Annotated in this window: 16 protein-coding genes and 1 tRNA gene; 10 read left to right on the plus strand and 7 right to left on the minus strand. The window is 69.8% G+C overall.

The features are described from left to right. Nucleotides 1-12: 12 nt before the first annotated feature. Nucleotides 13-990 carry an NAD(P)H-quinone oxidoreductase gene (locus VSH64_RS38415; RefSeq protein ID WP_326567657.1) on the minus strand — a complete coding sequence of 326 codons (978 nt, stop codon included), beginning with the start codon at nucleotides 988-990 and terminating at the stop codon, nucleotides 13-15. 83 nt (nucleotides 991-1,073) lie between these two features. Between VSH64_RS38415 and VSH64_RS38420 the strand changes: the two genes are divergently transcribed. Next, the gene (locus tag VSH64_RS38420; RefSeq protein WP_326567658.1) at nucleotides 1,074-2,570 is read left to right on the plus strand and encodes a M28 family metallopeptidase; all 1,497 of its coding nucleotides are present in this window, start codon (nucleotides 1,074-1,076) and stop codon (nucleotides 2,568-2,570) included. A 95-nt stretch (nucleotides 2,571-2,665) separates the two neighbouring features. On the opposite strand, the gene ypfJ is transcribed toward VSH64_RS38420, so the two are convergent. Beyond that, nucleotides 2,666-3,598 carry a KPN_02809 family neutral zinc metallopeptidase gene (gene ypfJ, locus VSH64_RS38425; protein ID WP_326567659.1) on the minus strand — a complete coding sequence of 311 codons (933 nt, stop codon included), beginning with the start codon at nucleotides 3,596-3,598 and terminating at the stop codon, nucleotides 2,666-2,668. Nucleotides 3,599-4,201: 603 nt separating this feature from the next. Between ypfJ and VSH64_RS38430 the strand changes: the two genes are divergently transcribed. Together VSH64_RS38430 and VSH64_RS38435 are read left to right on the plus strand one after the other, a co-directional pair. Continuing rightward, the gene (locus tag VSH64_RS38430) at nucleotides 4,202-4,732 is read left to right on the plus strand and encodes a MarR family winged helix-turn-helix transcriptional regulator (RefSeq protein ID WP_326567660.1); all 531 of its coding nucleotides are present in this window, start codon (nucleotides 4,202-4,204) and stop codon (nucleotides 4,730-4,732) included. Further along, nucleotides 4,696-4,780 (plus strand) — tRNA-Ser (locus VSH64_RS38435). The genes VSH64_RS38430 and VSH64_RS38435 overlap by 37 nt, the downstream gene beginning before the upstream one ends. A 92-nt stretch (nucleotides 4,781-4,872) precedes the next feature. Here VSH64_RS38435 and VSH64_RS38440 read toward each other — a convergent pair. Beyond that, on the minus strand, nucleotides 4,873-5,154 hold the full coding sequence (locus VSH64_RS38440; RefSeq protein WP_326567661.1) for a DUF2277 domain-containing protein: 282 nt from the start codon (nucleotides 5,152-5,154) through the stop codon (nucleotides 4,873-4,875). A gap of 74 nt (nucleotides 5,155-5,228) precedes the next feature. Between VSH64_RS38440 and VSH64_RS38445 the strand changes: the two genes are divergently transcribed. Then, nucleotides 5,229-6,194 carry an Ldh family oxidoreductase gene (locus VSH64_RS38445; RefSeq protein ID WP_456062085.1) on the plus strand — a complete coding sequence of 322 codons (966 nt, stop codon included), beginning with the start codon at nucleotides 5,229-5,231 and terminating at the stop codon, nucleotides 6,192-6,194. Here the strand turns inward: VSH64_RS38445 and VSH64_RS38450 are convergent. After that, on the minus strand, nucleotides 6,191-6,418 hold the full coding sequence (locus tag VSH64_RS38450) for an RNA-binding S4 domain-containing protein (protein WP_326567663.1): 228 nt from the start codon (nucleotides 6,416-6,418) through the stop codon (nucleotides 6,191-6,193). The genes VSH64_RS38445 and VSH64_RS38450 overlap by 4 nt on opposite strands. Nucleotides 6,419-6,443: 25 nt before the next feature. After that, nucleotides 6,444-7,196: a trypsin-like serine peptidase gene (locus VSH64_RS38455; RefSeq protein WP_326567664.1), complete on the minus strand. Its 753-nt coding sequence runs from the start codon at nucleotides 7,194-7,196 to the stop codon at nucleotides 6,444-6,446. A gap of 68 nt (nucleotides 7,197-7,264) precedes the next feature. On the opposite strand from VSH64_RS38455, the gene VSH64_RS38460 reads away from it, so the two are divergent. Further along, nucleotides 7,265-8,098, plus strand: coding sequence for an SDR family NAD(P)-dependent oxidoreductase (locus VSH64_RS38460; RefSeq protein WP_326838145.1), 834 nt, complete (start codon nucleotides 7,265-7,267; stop codon nucleotides 8,096-8,098). A gap of 138 nt (nucleotides 8,099-8,236) precedes the next feature. Further along, nucleotides 8,237-8,914 carry a hypothetical protein gene (locus VSH64_RS38465; RefSeq protein WP_326567665.1) on the plus strand — a complete coding sequence of 226 codons (678 nt, stop codon included), beginning with the start codon at nucleotides 8,237-8,239 and terminating at the stop codon, nucleotides 8,912-8,914. Nucleotides 8,915-9,256: 342 nt separating this feature from the next. Here VSH64_RS38465 and VSH64_RS38470 read toward each other — a convergent pair whose 3' ends face one another. Together VSH64_RS38470 and VSH64_RS38475 are read right to left on the minus strand one after the other, a co-directional pair. Continuing rightward, a complete protein-coding gene (locus tag VSH64_RS38470; protein WP_326567666.1) occupies nucleotides 9,257-9,913 on the minus strand; it encodes a response regulator in 657 nt (218 codons plus the stop codon). Then, a complete protein-coding gene (locus tag VSH64_RS38475; protein WP_326838146.1) occupies nucleotides 9,910-11,487 on the minus strand; it encodes a sensor histidine kinase in 1,578 nt (525 codons plus the stop codon). The genes VSH64_RS38470 and VSH64_RS38475 overlap by 4 nt, the downstream gene beginning before the upstream one ends. Nucleotides 11,488-11,668: 181 nt before the next feature. Here VSH64_RS38475 and VSH64_RS38480 point away from each other — a divergent pair, with 181 nt between their 5' ends. The 4 genes from VSH64_RS38480 (at nucleotide 11,669) to VSH64_RS38495 (ending at nucleotide 15,365) form a co-directional block, all read left to right on the plus strand. Further along, on the plus strand, nucleotides 11,669-12,475 hold the full coding sequence (locus VSH64_RS38480) for an ABC transporter ATP-binding protein (protein ID WP_326567667.1): 807 nt from the start codon (nucleotides 11,669-11,671) through the stop codon (nucleotides 12,473-12,475). Beyond that, complete coding sequence (locus tag VSH64_RS38485) at nucleotides 12,465-13,346, plus strand: ABC transporter permease (protein WP_326567668.1); 882 nt, start codon at nucleotides 12,465-12,467, stop codon at nucleotides 13,344-13,346. The genes VSH64_RS38480 and VSH64_RS38485 overlap by 11 nt, the downstream gene beginning before the upstream one ends. Beyond that, the gene (locus VSH64_RS38490) at nucleotides 13,346-14,398 is read left to right on the plus strand and encodes an ABC transporter substrate-binding protein (protein WP_326567669.1); all 1,053 of its coding nucleotides are present in this window, start codon (nucleotides 13,346-13,348) and stop codon (nucleotides 14,396-14,398) included. The genes VSH64_RS38485 and VSH64_RS38490 overlap by 1 nt, the downstream gene beginning before the upstream one ends. 244 nt (nucleotides 14,399-14,642) lie before the next feature. Beyond that, nucleotides 14,643-15,365, plus strand: a complete 723-nt coding sequence (locus VSH64_RS38495; RefSeq protein WP_326567670.1) for a G1 family glutamic endopeptidase — start codon at nucleotides 14,643-14,645, stop codon at nucleotides 15,363-15,365. Nucleotides 15,366-15,372 lie beyond the last annotated feature (7 nt).

The raw sequence follows: 15,372 nt of genomic DNA on the forward strand, positions 1-15,372 counted from the left end.
CCCCGAGACAGCTCAGGACTTCGCGGTCAGCAGGATCTTCCCGAACACCGAACCCTCTTCGAGCATGCGGTGCGCTTCAGCCGCCTCCGCCATCGGCACGACCTGGCCGATGATCGGCTTCACGGACCCGTCCTCGACCAGCGGCCACAGGCGCTCGCGCACGTCGGCGACGATCGCGGCCTTCTGCTCCAGCGGCCGGAACCGCAGGCCGGCGGCGAAGATGCTCGCGCGCTTGCCCAGCAGCTTGCCGATGTTCACCTCGCCCTTGATCCCGCCCTGCATGCCGATGATCACGAGCCGGCCGTCGGTGCGCAGCGCGTCGACGTTGCGCTGCAGGTACTTCGCGCCCATGTTGTCGAGGATGACGTCGGCGCCCTTGGCCTCGGCGTGCATCACCTCGACGAAGTCCTGCTCCTTGTAGTTGATCGTGATGTCGGCGCCGAGCTGGCGGCAGCTCTCCAGCCGCTCGGGCGAACCCGCGGTCACGGCCACCGTGGCGCCCAGCGCCTTGCCGACCTGGATCGCGTGGGTGCCGATGCCGCCCGCGCCGCCGTGGACCAGCAGCGTCTGGCCTTCACCGAGCTTCGCGTGCATCACGACATTGGCCCAGACCGTGCACGCGACCTCGGGCAGCCCGGCCGCCGCGATCAGCTCGACCTCGGCCGGCACCGGCAGCAGCTGGCCGGCGGGCACGACCACGCGCTCGGCGTAGCCACCGCCCGCGAGCAGCGCGCACACCTCGTCGCCGACCTGCCAGCCTTCGACGCCTTCACCGAGCTCGGCGATCGTGCCGGAGCACTCGAGGCCGATCGTCTCGCTCGCCCCGGGCGGCGGCGGGTAGTTGCCCTGCCGCTGCAGCAAGTCGGCTCGGTTCACCGCGCCGGCGGCCACGTCGAGCAGCACTTCACCGGGGCCGGGGCTGGGATCGGGGACTTCGGTCCACTCGAGCACTTCGGGACCGCCGGGCTCGCGGATCGTGATCGCGTACATGCGCCCGACTGTATCCCCCACCTCGCGGTCTCCGCCGAATGCCGCATTGACGTTCCGGACACCGGGCACAAAGGTGAGCAACCATGTCATTCACCCGTAAAAGACTCATCCCGCCGGTGATCCTGGCGGCCTGTGCGACCCTGGCGCTGGGCACCACCCCGGCCGTGGCCGCGAAGAACGACGACCTCGCGAAGCAGCTCACGAAGAAGGTGACCCTCGACGGCGTCAACCGGCACCTGATCGCGCTGCAGCGCATCGCCGACGCCAACGGCGGCACCCGAGCCGCCAGCACCGACGGGCACAAGAAGTCGGCCGAGTACATCGCCGGCAAGCTCGAAGCCGCGGGCTTCACCGTCACGCGGCAGGAGTTTCCCTTCACCTACAACGAAACCCTCGCCGAGTCGCTCACCGTCGACGGCGCGGGCGTGCCCGTGATCGCGATGGAGTACACCCCCTCGACGCCGGTCGGGGGCATCACCGCGCAGCTGGCCGTGGTGCCCGCCGACGCCACCCCGGGCTGCGAAGCGAGCGACTACACCGGCGTGACCGGCAAGATCGTGCTCGTGCCGCGCGGCGCGTGCCCGTTCGCGCAGAAGCAGCAGGCCGCGGCCGACGCGGGGGCGATCGGCGCGCTCATCTCCAACAACGAACCCGGCCCGCTCAACGGGACACTCGGCACCCCGGCCGACGCGCGCATCCCGACCGGCGGCCTCTCTCAGGCCGACGGCCAGGCGCTCGCGACGAAGGACGGCGCCACCGTGCAGCTGGAGCTGCGCACCTTCCAGGAAGCGCGCACCAGCTACAACGTGATCGCCGAGACGAAAACCGGCCGCAAGGACAACGTCGTGATGCTCGGGTCGCACCTCGACAGCGTCCCGGCCGGCCCCGGCATCAACGACAACGGCACGGGCTCGGCCGCGTTGCTGGAGACCGCGCTGCAGCTGGGCGCGAAGCCGAAGGTGAACAACGCCGTGCGCTTCGGCTTCTGGAGCGCGGAGGAGTTCGGCCTGGTCGGGTCCACGTACTACGTCGATTCGCTGAGCTTCGAGCAGCAGCTCGACCTCGCGCTGTACCTGAACTTCGACATGATCGGCTCGCCGAACGCCGGCTACTTCGCCTACGACGGCGACGATTCCGACCACGTCGGCGCCGGTCCTGGCCCGTATGGCTCGGCGCAGATCGAGAAGACGTTCGTCGACTACCTCACCGGCCGCGGCGTCGCCGTGGAAGGCACCGACTTCACGGGCCGCTCCGACTACGGCGAGTTCATCGCCGTCGGCATTCCGGCGGGTGGCCTCGACACGGGCGCCGAGGTGCTCAAGACGCCGGCCCAGGCCGCGAAGTGGGGCGGCACGGCGGGCATCGCGTTCGACCCGTGTTACCACCAGGCGTGCGACAACCTGGGCAACATCGACCGCGTCGCGCTGGACCGCAACGCCGACGGCCTCGCGTGGGCCCTGGGTGTGTACGCCACGAGCACGGAATCGGTGAACGGCGTCGCGCCGGGGAAGCCGGGCAAGGCCGCGAAGAAGCACTCCGCGCACCGCCTCGCCGCGACCGGTGACGCTGCGGCCGCGTAGTTCCCGAAGCACCCCAACGTGGCGTTGGTTGCGTTCAACGCACCCAATGCGGCGTTCGGTGCGTTCAGCGCACCGAACGCCACATTGGGGTGCTCTCAGCCCAGGTCGTTGGTGGAGAAGGTGTTGCACCGCGCGGGCTGGCCGGTCATGAAGCCGGTGGTGAACCACTTCTCGCGCTGCGCCGACGTGCCGTGCGTGAAGCTCGACGGGTCCGCTCGCCCGCTGCCGAGCTTCGTCTGGATGTAGTCGTCGCCGATGCGCGACGCCGTGTCCAGCGCGCTCGCGATGTCCTGCTGCGAGATGTCCTGGACCAGCGGTTTCCCGGATTCCGTCGGCGTGGTCGAGGCGTGGTTGGCCCAGACGCCGGCGTAGCAGTCGGCCTGCAGCTCGAGCCGCACGGAGCCCGACGTCGGACCGGTGCCGGTGCCGCGCTTCGAGGTGCCGTTGAGGTTCTGCACGTGGTGGCCGTATTCGTGGGCCAGCACGTACGCCTCGGTGAACAGGCCGCCCTGCGCGCCGAAGCGCGTCTTGAGCTCGTCGAAGAACGAGAGGTCGATGTACACGTCGGAATCGGCCGGGCAGTAGAACGGGCCCGTGTCCGACGTCGCGCTGCCGCAGCCCGTGCGCACGCCGCCGGTGAAGAAGCGCGTGGGCGCCTTGCGGTAGGTGAGGCCGCTGCGCGCGAACTCCTGCGACCAGTAGTCCTGCACGGAGTTGACGATCGCGACGATCGCGCAGTCGTGGTCGCGGTTCGCGTCGGCGCCGGTGTGGCACTTCTGCGCGAGGGTGGTGCTCTCCAGCTGCTGGCCCGAGCCCACGTTGTCGAGCCCCAGCCCGCTCGACGCGCTGTTGGTCCCGAGGCTCGCGCCGCCGAACTGCGACATCAGGAAGTAGATGATCAGGCCCACCACGCCGAGCCCGCCGCCCCCGATCGCCACGCGGCCGCCGATGCCACCGCCGCCGCCACCACTGCCCCGGTAGTCCTGGACCTCGGAGGTGTCCAGCCCCGCATCGTCGTCGAATCGCACAGCGGCAGCGTAACGGGCGAGCCGGACACGGGGCGGGCCGTGGCCTGCCACTCCAAACCGGACCCGAGCCCGGACACAAGCCTGGGTGCGGCCCATGCGCTGCGGGCCGCACCCAGGAACTACCGAGGTTCTTCTGTTGACGGCGGTTGGCCACTGGCCGGGCCGGCGTCCGGCGGAGCCGTCGCGGTGCCGAGGCCGCGATGTGAGAACAACGCCAGATCGACGCCGGATGCGCGAGAAGAATGCCGAGCGCACCGTAGATGCCCACTCGTGCTGTTCACAGTCGCGACCGACCCGTATTCAGGCCGTGCCGGCCGCGGGGACACAGCGGGCGGTCAACCGCGGGAATCACCTGCCATGCAACCACCTGGCCTTCCCGGTGGGAGGTCGGTCCGACGGTGCCCTGGCGGCCCGCCTGATACCCGATCAGCCCATCCGCTGACAAGAAGGATGCGCTTCTTCGGCCGGAGTCTCAACCTTTTCGTAACCCACCTTCGGGGAAACTTTCCGAGTTTTTCACCTGGACCGGTCCCGGCCCGTCGGTTCGGTCTCGACCTGGTGGCGGGACGCACAGCTCGCGGAGACGCCTTCTACTCTTTCCGGATGACCGACGAGCAGGCCGTGCGCTGGCTGACCGGCGTCGAGCAGCAGGCGTGGCAGATGTACATCGTCGCCTCGCTCCGGCTGCGCCAGCGGCTGCACCGTGAGCTCACCGAGGCCCACGGGGTGTCACTCGCCGACTACGAGGTGCTGGTCTGCCTCGCCGTGTACCCGGACAACCGGGTGCGGATGTCGGAGCTCGCCTACCAGCTGGGCTCCACGAAGAGCCGGCTTTCGCACCAGATCAGCAAGCTCGAGACCAGCGGTCTGGTGCGCCGCTGCCCGGACCCCGACGACAAGCGTGGCGTGATCACCGAGCTCACCGGCGCGGGCCAGGCCCTGCTCGCCGCCGCCGCGCCCACGCACGTGCGCGGTGCCCGCGAACACCTCATCGACCTGCTCACTCCCGACGAGCAGGCCGCGGTCGGCTCGGTGTTCGGCCGCGTCCTCGAACACCTGGACGACCTGGACAACCGGCGCGATACGCTGACCGACAGGGAAGCGTGGCAGAGCGGCCGAATGCAGACGCCTTGAAAGCGTCCGTAGGGAAACCTACCGGGGGTTCAAATCCCTCCGCTTCCGCACTCGGCCACCGGGGAAGCCACGGCTTTCCCGGTGCGCCGGCGGAGTTCCGCAGGTCCCGCCGCGAACGCCTGAGGTGATTCCAGGCGGCGTCAGGGCTTTTTCAGTTCCTTCAACGCCATCCGCGCCCGCACTTCCGGGCGCCGCAGCGGCGGCACGGTGGCCGGGGGCTGGCGGCGGTCGGGCAGTTCGCCGAGCAGCCGCGTGGTGATCGCGGCGATCTCCGCCACGGCCGCCTCGAACGGGTCGCGCGTGGCGTCGGAAAGTGACTGCACGCCGGTCACCTTGCGCACGTACTGGCGGGCGGCCGCTTCGATCTCTTCGGTTGTCGCGGCCGGTTCGAGGCCGCGCAGCGTCGTGATGTTTCGGCACATGCGTGACAGAGTACGTCCCATCGAGAGCCCTCATCACACTGTCGGGCCATCCTCGTTGACGCCGCCAGACGCCCTTGGGCAGTCTCGATGAAGTGCCCCTCAGACCACGTTCGCTGCGCCCCGCCCGCCCCACCGCCACTCAAGAAGTTCCTGACGACACACCGATTCCCGAACAGGTCTGGCAGCGCGTGCCCGCCGATGAACTGGTCACGCTGGTTTCCCTGATCCTTGTGGCACACGATGTTCCCGACGATCGAGCGCGCATGGCCGCGGAAGCCTTGTGCCACGGTGATCTCACGGGTTCGCCCGAGACCGGCGTCGTCGACCTGTCCCGAATTCACCTGCCCGCCTTGGAAAACGGTGAGGTCGCCCCGCGCGCCGAGCCGTTGATGATCGCCGACCGCGGTGCGGCCGCGCTCATCGACTACCGCCGCGCCACGGGTCTGTGGGCCGTCGGCGACGCGATGGACCGCGCCGTCACGCGAGCCGGACGCTTTGGCGTCGGGCTCATCTCGATGCGGGGCGTCGGGCCGTTCGGCCGCGTCGGGCACCACGCGGCACGTGCGCTGCCCCACGGCATGATCGGCCTGGTGATGGCCGCCGGCGGCGCCGAGGTCGGCTCCGGCCACCCGCTCGGCATGGCCGCCCCCGCCGGCGCGTACCCGGAGTTCGTGCTCGACGTCGACCTCGGCGACGCCTCCCGCAACCCGCAGTTCGCGGGCTTCGCGCTGCTCGTCGACGTGCTGGCCGGCGTGCTCTCCGGCGTCGCCGACCACGAGAACGACACGGGCCTGCTCGTGCTCGCCATCGCCCCCACCACCCTGCGCAGTGCCGACGGCTTCTACCGCGCGGCCAGCGCCCTGTTCGGCAGCATGCTCGGCTGGGAAGGCGGCACACCCATCCGCTACCCGGGCTGGCGCGAAGCCCAGTACCTCGAACAGTGCCGCGCGCTGGGCGTCCCGCTCAGCGCGCCGGTGCGGCGGCAGCTGGATTCGCTGGCGATCGGACTGGGGCTACCGCCCCTGACCAGCATGGGTTAGCGCACGAGCGCCACGCGCCCCTGCTCGCCGCCCACGGACACCACGTCGCCGTCGGAGAGCTGGCGGCCGCGGCGGGTCTCGATCTCGTCGTTGACCGTCACTTCTTCGTTCTCGATGAGGTCCTTCGCGTGGGCGCCGTCCTCGGCGAGGCCGGCCAGCTTCAGGAACTGGCCGAGCCGGATCGGTTCGCCGGTGATGGGCACGTCACGCACGGGCTCGCTCATACGCCGCATCATCCGCCATCGGTGTTCAGCCGCGCGAGGTGGCTTGCCGGTACAGGGCGGTCACGTCGTCGTCGAAGTAGCTGGAGTAGGACACGTCGTCGGTGTCGCCGCCGGTTTCGTAGCCGCCGACCACGCCGATCACGGTGCCGAGCTTCGTGCGGGGGTCGGCGTCGGCCACGAAGGGCCCGCCGCTCGTGCCGGTGGCGAAGCCGGCGCAGTCCACGCGCAGCTGGTAGGTGTCCTGCTTCGCCGTGGTCGTGCTGCAGACGGCGGGCAGGTCGGCGCCGTCGGGGTAACCGGTCACGGTCACGGGCCGCGCGAACGGACCGTTCGCGCCGAGCCGGTTCGCGCCCGTCACCGTCTCGAGGGGTGCCGCCGTGCCCGTCTGGTGGGCCGAGGCGAAGCCGACGTCGAGGTCAGGGTCGGAATCGTCGGCCCAGCCCGGCGCCACGAGCTCGTTGCCGACGTCCCAGAAGCCGAACGGCGCCACCCCGTCGTGGAAGCCGGGCGCGAAGGTCACGCCGGTGAAGTACGTGCCGCCCGCGCCGTCATGGATGCAGTGCGCGGCGGTGAGCAGCTCGTCGCCGCGGTCGCTGTGCACCACGCTCGCCGTGCAGTAGTGGGCGCCGTCGAGGAACAGCGCGCCGACGGCCGCGAACTCGGGCCGCGCCGGCGTTTGCGCAGGTGACGCACGGTGTCCGGCGACGGCCACGACGGTCCCGGTCGCGCCGAGCACCACGACCGCGCCCAGCGCGAACGCCAGCCGTGCCCGCCGCATCCATCCTCCCGAAGATCGCTTCCGCCACTAGTATCCAGATCCTGGAGCACCGGACGAGGGGAGCGGCGATGAAGGATTTCACCGACAAGGTCGCGGTCATCACCGGAGCGGGCTCGGGTATCGGCGCGGCGCTGGCGCTCGAGCTCGGTGTGCGCGGCGCGCGCCTGGCACTGTCCGATGTGGACGCCGAAGGCTTGGCCGGCACGGTCGACGCCGCCAAGAGCCGAGGCGCCGACGTGCGGGGTTACGCGCTCGACGTGTCCGACCGCGCCGCCGTGCTCGCGCACGCGGACGAGGTGGCCGACGACTTCGGCCGGGTGAACGTGGTGGTCAACAACGCGGGTGTCGCGCTCGGCGCCACCGTGGAGGACATGACGTTCGAGGACTACGACTGGTTGATGGGGATCAACCTGGGCGGTGTCGTCAACGGGACCAAGGCGTTCCTGCCGCACCTCATCGGCTCGGGTGATGGCCACCTGGTGAATATCTCGAGCGTGTTCGGATTCGTCGGCGTGCCCACTCAGAGTGCGTACAACGCGGCGAAGTTCGCCGTTCGCGGATTCACCGAGGCGTTGCGCGAAGAAATGCTCGCGGCGCGTCATCCGGTGGCCGTGAGCTGCGTGCACCCGGGTGGTATCAAGACGAACATCGCCCGCCACGCCCGCGGCGGCAGCGACGGCGACCAGGAGGCCGCGGCGGCCGGCTTCGAGAAAATTGCCATGACCACACCGAAGAAGGCCGCCGAAACGATCATCCGCGGGGTGGAACGCCGCTCGGCGAGGATCCTCATCGGACCCGACGCGTACGTGATCGACGCCATCCCGCGCGTGCTCGGCTCGGCGTATCAGCGGCCGCTCGCGACTTTGACGCGGTTGGGCTTCAAACGGATGGGGAAGAACTGAATCGGGCCGGACGTGCGGGAGCTCGGGCACCCGTTTAACGTGGCGTCACCCAATGGAGTTGCCTTTCTGACAAACCCGTCGGAAATGCACCAGAATGCTGACGTCCATCCGAGTGCCCGTACCCCGGAGGTACCCCCCATGCTGCGCACCGCCGAGCGACGCGCGACTTCGCCTGCTGCCGACCTGATCGACCGCACGGGCATCGTCGCGGCGAGCGTGCCGCGGGGGCGACGCAGCCCGGAGGACACACAGCCGATCCCCGTGGTGCCCGCGCTCGTGCCGATCGCCGGCGACGGCGCGTCGGCCACCGTGCTCGTGCCGCTCGACACCCGCCCGCGCGCCGTGGCCCGCCGCCGCGTGCGCGGCTGGGTCGCCGCCACGGGCGGGGTGGCGCTGCTCGCGCTCGGCTGGCTCGCCGGCGGTCTCTTCTCGGGCTCGTTCCTCGGCCACCCCAGCGACGACGTCGCCATTCCCAGCGACCAGCGCGAACTCGTCGCGCCGGCCCCGCAGCACCCGGTGGCCCCCGCCCCCACCCCGGCCCCGGCGCCGACCCCCGCCGCGCCGCCGCCCACCCCGGTCACCGTGTACGTGCCGGTGCCCGACCAGAAGGCCGCGACGCCCGCGAAGCAGCGCGTCGCCAGCCGCCCCACCAACCCGCGCGCCGACCACCGCCCCACCTCCGCCCCGGACGACGGCGACCTGCGCTCGGACACGAAGGCCACCCCGGACCGTTCCTCGGCCAACACGGAGTTCGACCAGTACATGGCGCAGTGGAAGCCGTGGATCGACCTGGCCGACCGCATGTCGCGCCGCTGAGCCGGCCACACCACGGCCTGGACGACCTCCGCTGACCTGCGGAACCAGCCCGACCGGGCGGGATTGTGACCTCGCTGGACTGCGGAAACAGCCGGTCCGGCTGACCGTGGTCCGCACCACCGATGCTGACCCTCCCGAGGCGGTCGATCAGGCGGATCCCGCTGCCCGCGCTACTGCCGCTGACCTGCGGAATCAGTGGACCGACTGAGCGAGGTCCGGATGACCGTCGCTGATCTGCCGAGTCGATCCGGCTGAATCGCGACCGGCAAGCCCTTCGCTGACCTGCGAAATCAGTCGACCCGGCGGCGCCACGGCCCGCAAGACCGGCGTTGACCTGCGAACTCAGCCCACCCAGACGTATTCGTGCTCCGGCCGCCCCGTCGCGCCGTACCGCAGCCGCATCTCCACCGCGCCGGAATCGGCGAGGGCCGTGAGGTAGCGCTGGGCCGTCGCCCGCGCCATGCCCAGCTGACCCGCCACCTCGGCGGCCGACTGCGGCGACCCCGACGTTCGCAGCTGCTCGGACACCAGCCGAGCCGTGGCGCTCGACTGGCCCTTCGGCGTGGTGGCGCGGTCCTGGTCGTGCAGTGCGCGGTAGGCGCGGTCGACGTCGTCCTGGGTGAAGGGCCGGTCGGTGGTCATCTGGGTGCGGAAGCGCGCGTACGCGGTGAGCCGCTCGGCCAGCTGACGCGTGGTGAACGGTTTGATCAGGTAGTTCAGCGCGCCGGCGCGGATCGCGGCGGTCACGGAGGCGGCGTCGGTCGCGGCGGAGAGCACGATCGTGTCCGTGGCCAGCTCCGGCAGCAGCGCCAGGCCGGACTCGTCGGGCAGGTACACGTCGAGCAGCACGAGATCCGGCGCCAGCTCACGCACGCGGGCGCGCGCCTCGGCGGCCGTGTGCGCGATGCCCGCGACGGTGAAGCCCGGCACCTCGGCCACGAACCCCGCGTGCACGCCGGCCACGCGGAAGTCGTCGTCGACGATGAGCGTGCGAATCATGAACGAGCCTCCACGAGCAGGTCGGGCAGTTTCGCGACGAACAGCGCGCCCGCCGCGTCGCCACCGGCGAGCCACACGTCCCCGCCGCGCGCGCGAGCCGCCTGCCGCGCGAGCGCGAGGCCCAGGCCGTGGCCCGGCGTGAGTTTCGTCGACACCCCTTCGTCGAACAGTGTGTCACGCAACGGCAGCGGCACCCCCGGCCCACTGTCCACAACAGACACGTGCAGGGTCGGGCCCTCCGCGAACAGCCCGACCTCCACCGCTGCCGGCCGCCGCGGACCCAGGCGGGCGGCGTGCAGGGCGTTGTCCACGAGGTTGCCGATCACGGTGCCCGTGGCCACCGGGTCGGCCACCGAGCCGCGCACGAACGAGTCGTCCGCCAGCTTCAGCTCCACGCCCTTTTCCAGCCCCTGCTCGGATTTCGCCACCAGCAGCGCTTGCAGGTACGGGTCGGCCACCGCGTCACCGCCGAGCGGCGCCGAGCGCGCGGACGTCGTCTCCGTGAGCGTCTGCAGGTACTCCTCGGCCTCGGCGTGGTGCCCGAGCTGCAACAGCCCGGACAACGTGTGCAGCCGGTTCGCGAACTCATGCCGCTGTGCGCGCAGGCCGTCGGAGAGCGAGCGGATGCCGTCGAGCTCCCGGCTGAGCGTGTCGAGATCGGTGCGGTCGCGGAACGTCAGCACGGTGCCGAGCGCCCGGTCGTCACGCCGCACCGCGCGCGAGTTCATCACCAGCACGCGATTTCCGGCCACGGCAAGGAGATTGTCCACAGGCTGACCGTCGGTCACGGCCTTGCGCACGCGGGGCGACAGGTCCAGCTCGGCGAGGTCCGCGCCCACCGGCAGGTCGGAATCCAGCAGGCGCACGGCTTCCTCGTTGCGCACGGTCACCCGTTGATGGGCGTCCACCGCGAGCACGCCCTCGCCGATGCCGTGCAGCACAGCCTCGCGTTCGTAGAGCAGTTCGGTCAGCTCGTGCGGTTCGAGACCGTGGGTCACCCGCCGCAGCCGGCGGTTGAGCAGCGCCGACGCCCCCGCGCCGAGCAGCAGTGCGAACACGGCGAACGCGAGGGTCAGGAGGAGCCGCCGATTGAAATCGCTGGTCAGCTCCCGGACGTCGAAGCCGACACTCACCTCGCCGACCACGCGCGAGCCTTGTTTGATCGGCGTCTTGCTGCGCACTGACACCCCGAGCCGACCCAGTTGCACGGCGCTGACCACGTCGTTGCCGGCCAGCGCCTCGTCGGCCGAGGTGCTCACCTTCTGCCCGATGAGACCGGCCGTCGGGTGGGCCAGCCGGATCCCGCGGTCGTCGGTGATCACCACGAACAGCGCGTCGTTGGCGGCGGTCGTGTCGAGCACCAGTTGTTCCATCGACCCACCTTGCCTGCGCACGGCCGCGGCCTGGATCACGTCCGGGTCCACCGCGACCGACTTGGCGATCGCCAGCGCCCGTTGGCCGTACGCCTCCGCGGTCGTCTCGCGCAGGAGCCAGGCCACGAGAGCGACCCCGAGACCCACCACGAGCACCACCACCCCGATCTGCAGCAGCAGAACCTGGCGGGTGAACCGCATGCGTTCGAACAACGCCCACTTCGGCATGCCAGGCAACATACCCCCAGCTCAGAGCAGTGCGCTAAATGAGCAAAACGTGGAGAACGAGCAGAGCGCACGCAGAACGTCGACAAGCTTCCCGGTGCCTTGAGGCCCTCTTAACCTTCGCCGCAGTCCCCACCGTGACGAAGGAGTCACCACGATGGCGCCACCCCTGATCGAGCTGGACCACGCGACCAAGAGGTTCCCCAGCGGCTCCGGATCCGTGCACACCGCGGTCCGCGACCTGACCATGACCGTGCAGCCGGGCGAGTTCGTCGCGGTCGTCGGCCCCACCGGCTGCGGCAAGTCGACCACGCTTTCGCTGGTCAGCGGCCTGCAGCCCGCGTCGGCCGGCAGCGTCCGCGTGAACGGCACCGAGGTGACGTCCATTCCGGACGGTGTCGGGTACATGTTCCAGACCGACGCGGTGATGCCGTGGCGTTCGGTACTCGACAACGTCGCCTCCGGCCCGCGCTTCCGCGGCGTGTCCAAAGCGGACGCTCGCGAGAAGGCCCGCGACTGGATCGGCCGGGTGGGCCTCGAAGGTTTCGAGAAGTACTACCCGCACCAGCTTTCCGGCGGTATGCGCAAGCGCGTCGCTCTCGCGCAGACTCTGGTCACCGGCCCGAAGATCCTGCTCATGGACGAGCCGTTCTCCGCGCTCGACGTGCAGACCCGCGCGTTGATGCAGGACGAGCTGCTGCGCCTGTGGTCCGGTTCCGGCGCCGCGGTGGTCTTCGTGACGCACGACCTCGACGAGGCCATCGCGCTCGCCGACAAGGTCGTGGTGCTGACCACGAGTCCCGCCACGGTGAAGGACGTGTTCGAGATCCCGCTCGAGCGTCCGCGCAAGGTCGAGGACCTGCGGCTCACCGAGGAATTCCGCTCGATCTACTCCGACATCTGGGAATCGCTGCGCGGCGAGGTCGACAAGGCCCGCCGGAAGGGAGCGACCAGTGTCGCTTGAGACGACAGCGGCGCCGGTGGTGCCGGTGACCGAATCCGAACAGGACATCCTGGCCAAGGCCAAGCGGACCGCCGGTCGCCGCAAGCGGAACGTGTGGTTGCTGCGGCTGGCCATCCTCGTGGTGTGGCTCGGCAGCTGGGAGCTCGCCGGCCGTTTCTGGATCGACCCGTTCTTCTACTCCATGCCCTCGAAGATCTGGGAGCGGGCCGTCGAGTGGTTCACGACGGGCACCGACTTCGGGTCCATCTGGTACCAGATCCTGGTGACCGTGGAGGAAGCCGTGATCGGCTTCGTGCTCGGTGCGATCGCCGGTGTGCTCTTCGGTGTGGTGCTGGGGCGCAGCCGGTACCTCGCGGAGGTGCTGGCGCCGTTCATCAAGGCTGCCAACGCCTTGCCCCGCATCGTGCTGGCGGCGCTGTTCGTGATCTGGTTCGGGCTGGGGCTCTCGTCGAAGATCGCGACCGTGTTCATCCTGGTGTTCTTCGCGGTGTTCTTCAATGCCTTCACCGGTGCCCGCGAGGTCGACCGCAACCTGATCGACAACGCGCGCATCCTGGGTGCGACCCGCTGGCAGGTGCTGAAGTCGATTGTGCTGCCGAGCGCGACGTCGTGGATCCTGTCGTCGCTGCACGTCGCGTTCGGGTTCGCGCTGATCGGGGCGGTCGTCGGTGAGTACACGGGCGCCAAGGCGGGTATGGGTTTCCTGATCGCCAACGCGCAGGGCACCTTCGACACCGCCGGTGTCTACGCCGGCATGCTGATCATCACGGTGGTCGCACTGTTCGCGGAGTGGCTGATCGGCACCGCGGAGAGCCGGCTGCTGAAGTGGCGGCCGCAGATGGCCGCCGACGACGGGCGCCGGGACATCTGATGCGGCTGAAGAGGACACTCGCGGTCACTGCCGCCCTGGTGTCGTTGGCGAGCCTCACGGCCTGCCGCGATTCGCGCAACATCGACCTCGGCACCGGCGGCAAGCCGCACCTCAAGATCATGATCGGCGGCATCTCCAAGGTCATCTACCTGCCGGGTCAGCTCGCGCAGCAGCTCGGCGAGTACGAGAAGCAGGGCCTCGACGTCGAGCTGTTCGACCAGCCCTCGGGGGCGAACGCCGAAACGTCGCTGCTGGCCGGCGAGGTGCAGGCGGTGGTGGGGTTCTACGACCACACGATCGACCTGCAGGCCAAGGAGCAGTGCCTCACGAGCGTGGTGCAGTTCTCGAACGTGCCCGGTGAAGCCGAAATGGTGGCGTCGGCCAAGGCTCCGGCCATTCAGTCCGGAAAGGACTTCCGCGGCAAGAACCTCGGCGTGACGTCGCTGGGTTCCTCCACGGACTTCCTCACCAAGGCCCTCGCGAGCCGCGGCGGCGTGGACGGCAAGGACTACACGCCGGTGAAGGTCGGCGCCGGGCAGACGTTCATTTCCGCCATGCAGCAGGGTTCCATCGACGCCGGCATGACCACCGACCCCACGATCGCGCAGCTCACCAACACCGGCCAGGCCAAGATCCTCTACGACATGCGCACGGTGGAGGGCACGCGCGCCGCGCTCGGCGGGCTCTACCCGGCCAGCTCGCTGTACATGAGCTGCGAGATCGTGAAGCGTTACCCGGACGTGGTGCAGAAGCTGACCAACGCGTTCGTCGATTCGTTGAAGTGGCTGAAAAGCCACACGCCGGAACAGGTCGCGGACGTGATGCCGCCTTCGTTCGCGGGCGGGGACAAGGCGTTGTACGTGAAATCGCTACGCGACAGCCTGCCGATGTTCACCCCTGACGGCCGTATGGACCCGGCCGGCGCGCGCAACGTGCTGAGCGTGCTCGGTGCGTCTTCGAGCAATGTGAAGCCGAAGAAGGACCAGATCGACCTGTCGAAGACCTACACCACCCAATTCGTGGACGCCGCGCTCACGCGCTCGGCGCGGTAGTCCACCGCGTCCGTCCTTCCGCGCGGAGGACGGGCACACCGTGGCGGCCGCCTCGCCTTCCCGGGGCGGCCGTCACGGACTTCTTAGTACACAAGGGAAATTCGGGACATACTGGTGAAGAGTTCCCGAGATGTGAAGACCCTTCGAAAGTAGCTACCCACCTGCTCACGCGGATCCAACACTGTTACCGGTGCGCACCGCCTGTAACACCCCGAGTCCCCATCGGTGATCAGATTGGATCCGCATGAACTCCCCCCTCTCCTCACGGACCGCGCGGGTGCTGGCCGTCACGGCGGCCGCCGCGGCGAGCATCGCGGCCGCGGCTGGTGTCGCCACCGTCAGCACGCCGTCGTTCGGGTCGTTCCACGGCCAGAGCTTCTCGGGCGGTAACTGGGGCGGCTACGTGAGCTTCGGCAGCTTCACGACCGCGACCGCCAGCTGGACGGAACCGTCGGTGACCTGCCGCTCGAGCAACGACCTGTTCGCCCCGTGGGTGGGCATCGACGGCGACGGATCGTCCACTGTGGAGCAGACCGGCGTGGCCACCGACTGCTCCAGCGGCCGCCCGGTTTACCAGGCCTGGTACGAAATGTACCCGGCCGCCCCGGTGTACTACTCGTCGTCGGCGGCCCCGGTCAGCGCCGGCGACCACATCTCGGCGACGGTCACCCGCACCGGCACGAGCACCTACAAGCTGGACATCAGCGACACCACCAAGGGCTGGTCGAAGACGATCAGCAAGTCGCTCTCGTCGCAGCACGCCTCGGCCGAGGCCATCATCGAGTCGCCCACCGACTCGTACCCGACCATCTCGGGCGGCATCAAGTTCACGGGCGTTAAGTTCAACGGCACGAACCTCGCGTCCACCAACCCCGAAGGCCTCGACGCCGACGACCGCGGCTCCGCCACGTTCAGCCCGGGCGCGATCGGCTCGGACGGACAGAGCTTCACGATGACGCGCCACTGACGTTCTC

This window comes from Amycolatopsis rhabdoformis (assembly GCF_035918295.1).
Taxonomy (GTDB): Bacteria; Actinomycetota; Actinomycetes; order Mycobacteriales; family Pseudonocardiaceae; genus Amycolatopsis; species Amycolatopsis rhabdoformis.

Bases quoted from the DNA above. Each gene is read 5' to 3' on its own strand.
- VSH64_RS38460 (WP_326838145.1), top strand. From the start codon at position 7,265: ATGAAGGATTTCACCGACAAGGTCGCGGTCATCACCGGAGCGGGCTCG.
- VSH64_RS38415 (WP_326567657.1), bottom strand. From the start codon at position 990: ATGTACGCGATCACGATCCGCGAGCCCGGCGGTCCCGAAGTGCTCGAG.
- VSH64_RS38490 (WP_326567669.1), top strand. From the start codon at position 13,346: ATGCGGCTGAAGAGGACACTCGCGGTCACTGCCGCCCTGGTGTCGTTG.
- VSH64_RS38440 (WP_326567661.1), bottom strand. From the start codon at position 5,154: ATGTGCCGAAACATCACGACGCTGCGCGGCCTCGAACCGGCCGCGACA.
- VSH64_RS38420 (WP_326567658.1), top strand. From the start codon at position 1,074: ATGTCATTCACCCGTAAAAGACTCATCCCGCCGGTGATCCTGGCGGCC.
- VSH64_RS38495 (WP_326567670.1), top strand. From the start codon at position 14,643: ATGAACTCCCCCCTCTCCTCACGGACCGCGCGGGTGCTGGCCGTCACG.
- VSH64_RS38450 (WP_326567663.1), bottom strand. From the start codon at position 6,418: ATGAGCGAGCCCGTGCGTGACGTGCCCATCACCGGCGAACCGATCCGG.
- VSH64_RS38455 (WP_326567664.1), bottom strand. From the start codon at position 7,196: ATGCGGCGGGCACGGCTGGCGTTCGCGCTGGGCGCGGTCGTGGTGCTC.
- VSH64_RS38480 (WP_326567667.1), top strand. From the start codon at position 11,669: ATGGCGCCACCCCTGATCGAGCTGGACCACGCGACCAAGAGGTTCCCC.
- VSH64_RS38430 (WP_326567660.1), top strand. From the start codon at position 4,202: ATGACCGACGAGCAGGCCGTGCGCTGGCTGACCGGCGTCGAGCAGCAG.
- VSH64_RS38465 (WP_326567665.1), top strand. From the start codon at position 8,237: ATGCTGCGCACCGCCGAGCGACGCGCGACTTCGCCTGCTGCCGACCTG.
- VSH64_RS38475 (WP_326838146.1), bottom strand. From the start codon at position 11,487: ATGCGGTTCACCCGCCAGGTTCTGCTGCTGCAGATCGGGGTGGTGGTG.
- VSH64_RS38470 (WP_326567666.1), bottom strand. From the start codon at position 9,913: ATGATTCGCACGCTCATCGTCGACGACGACTTCCGCGTGGCCGGCGTG.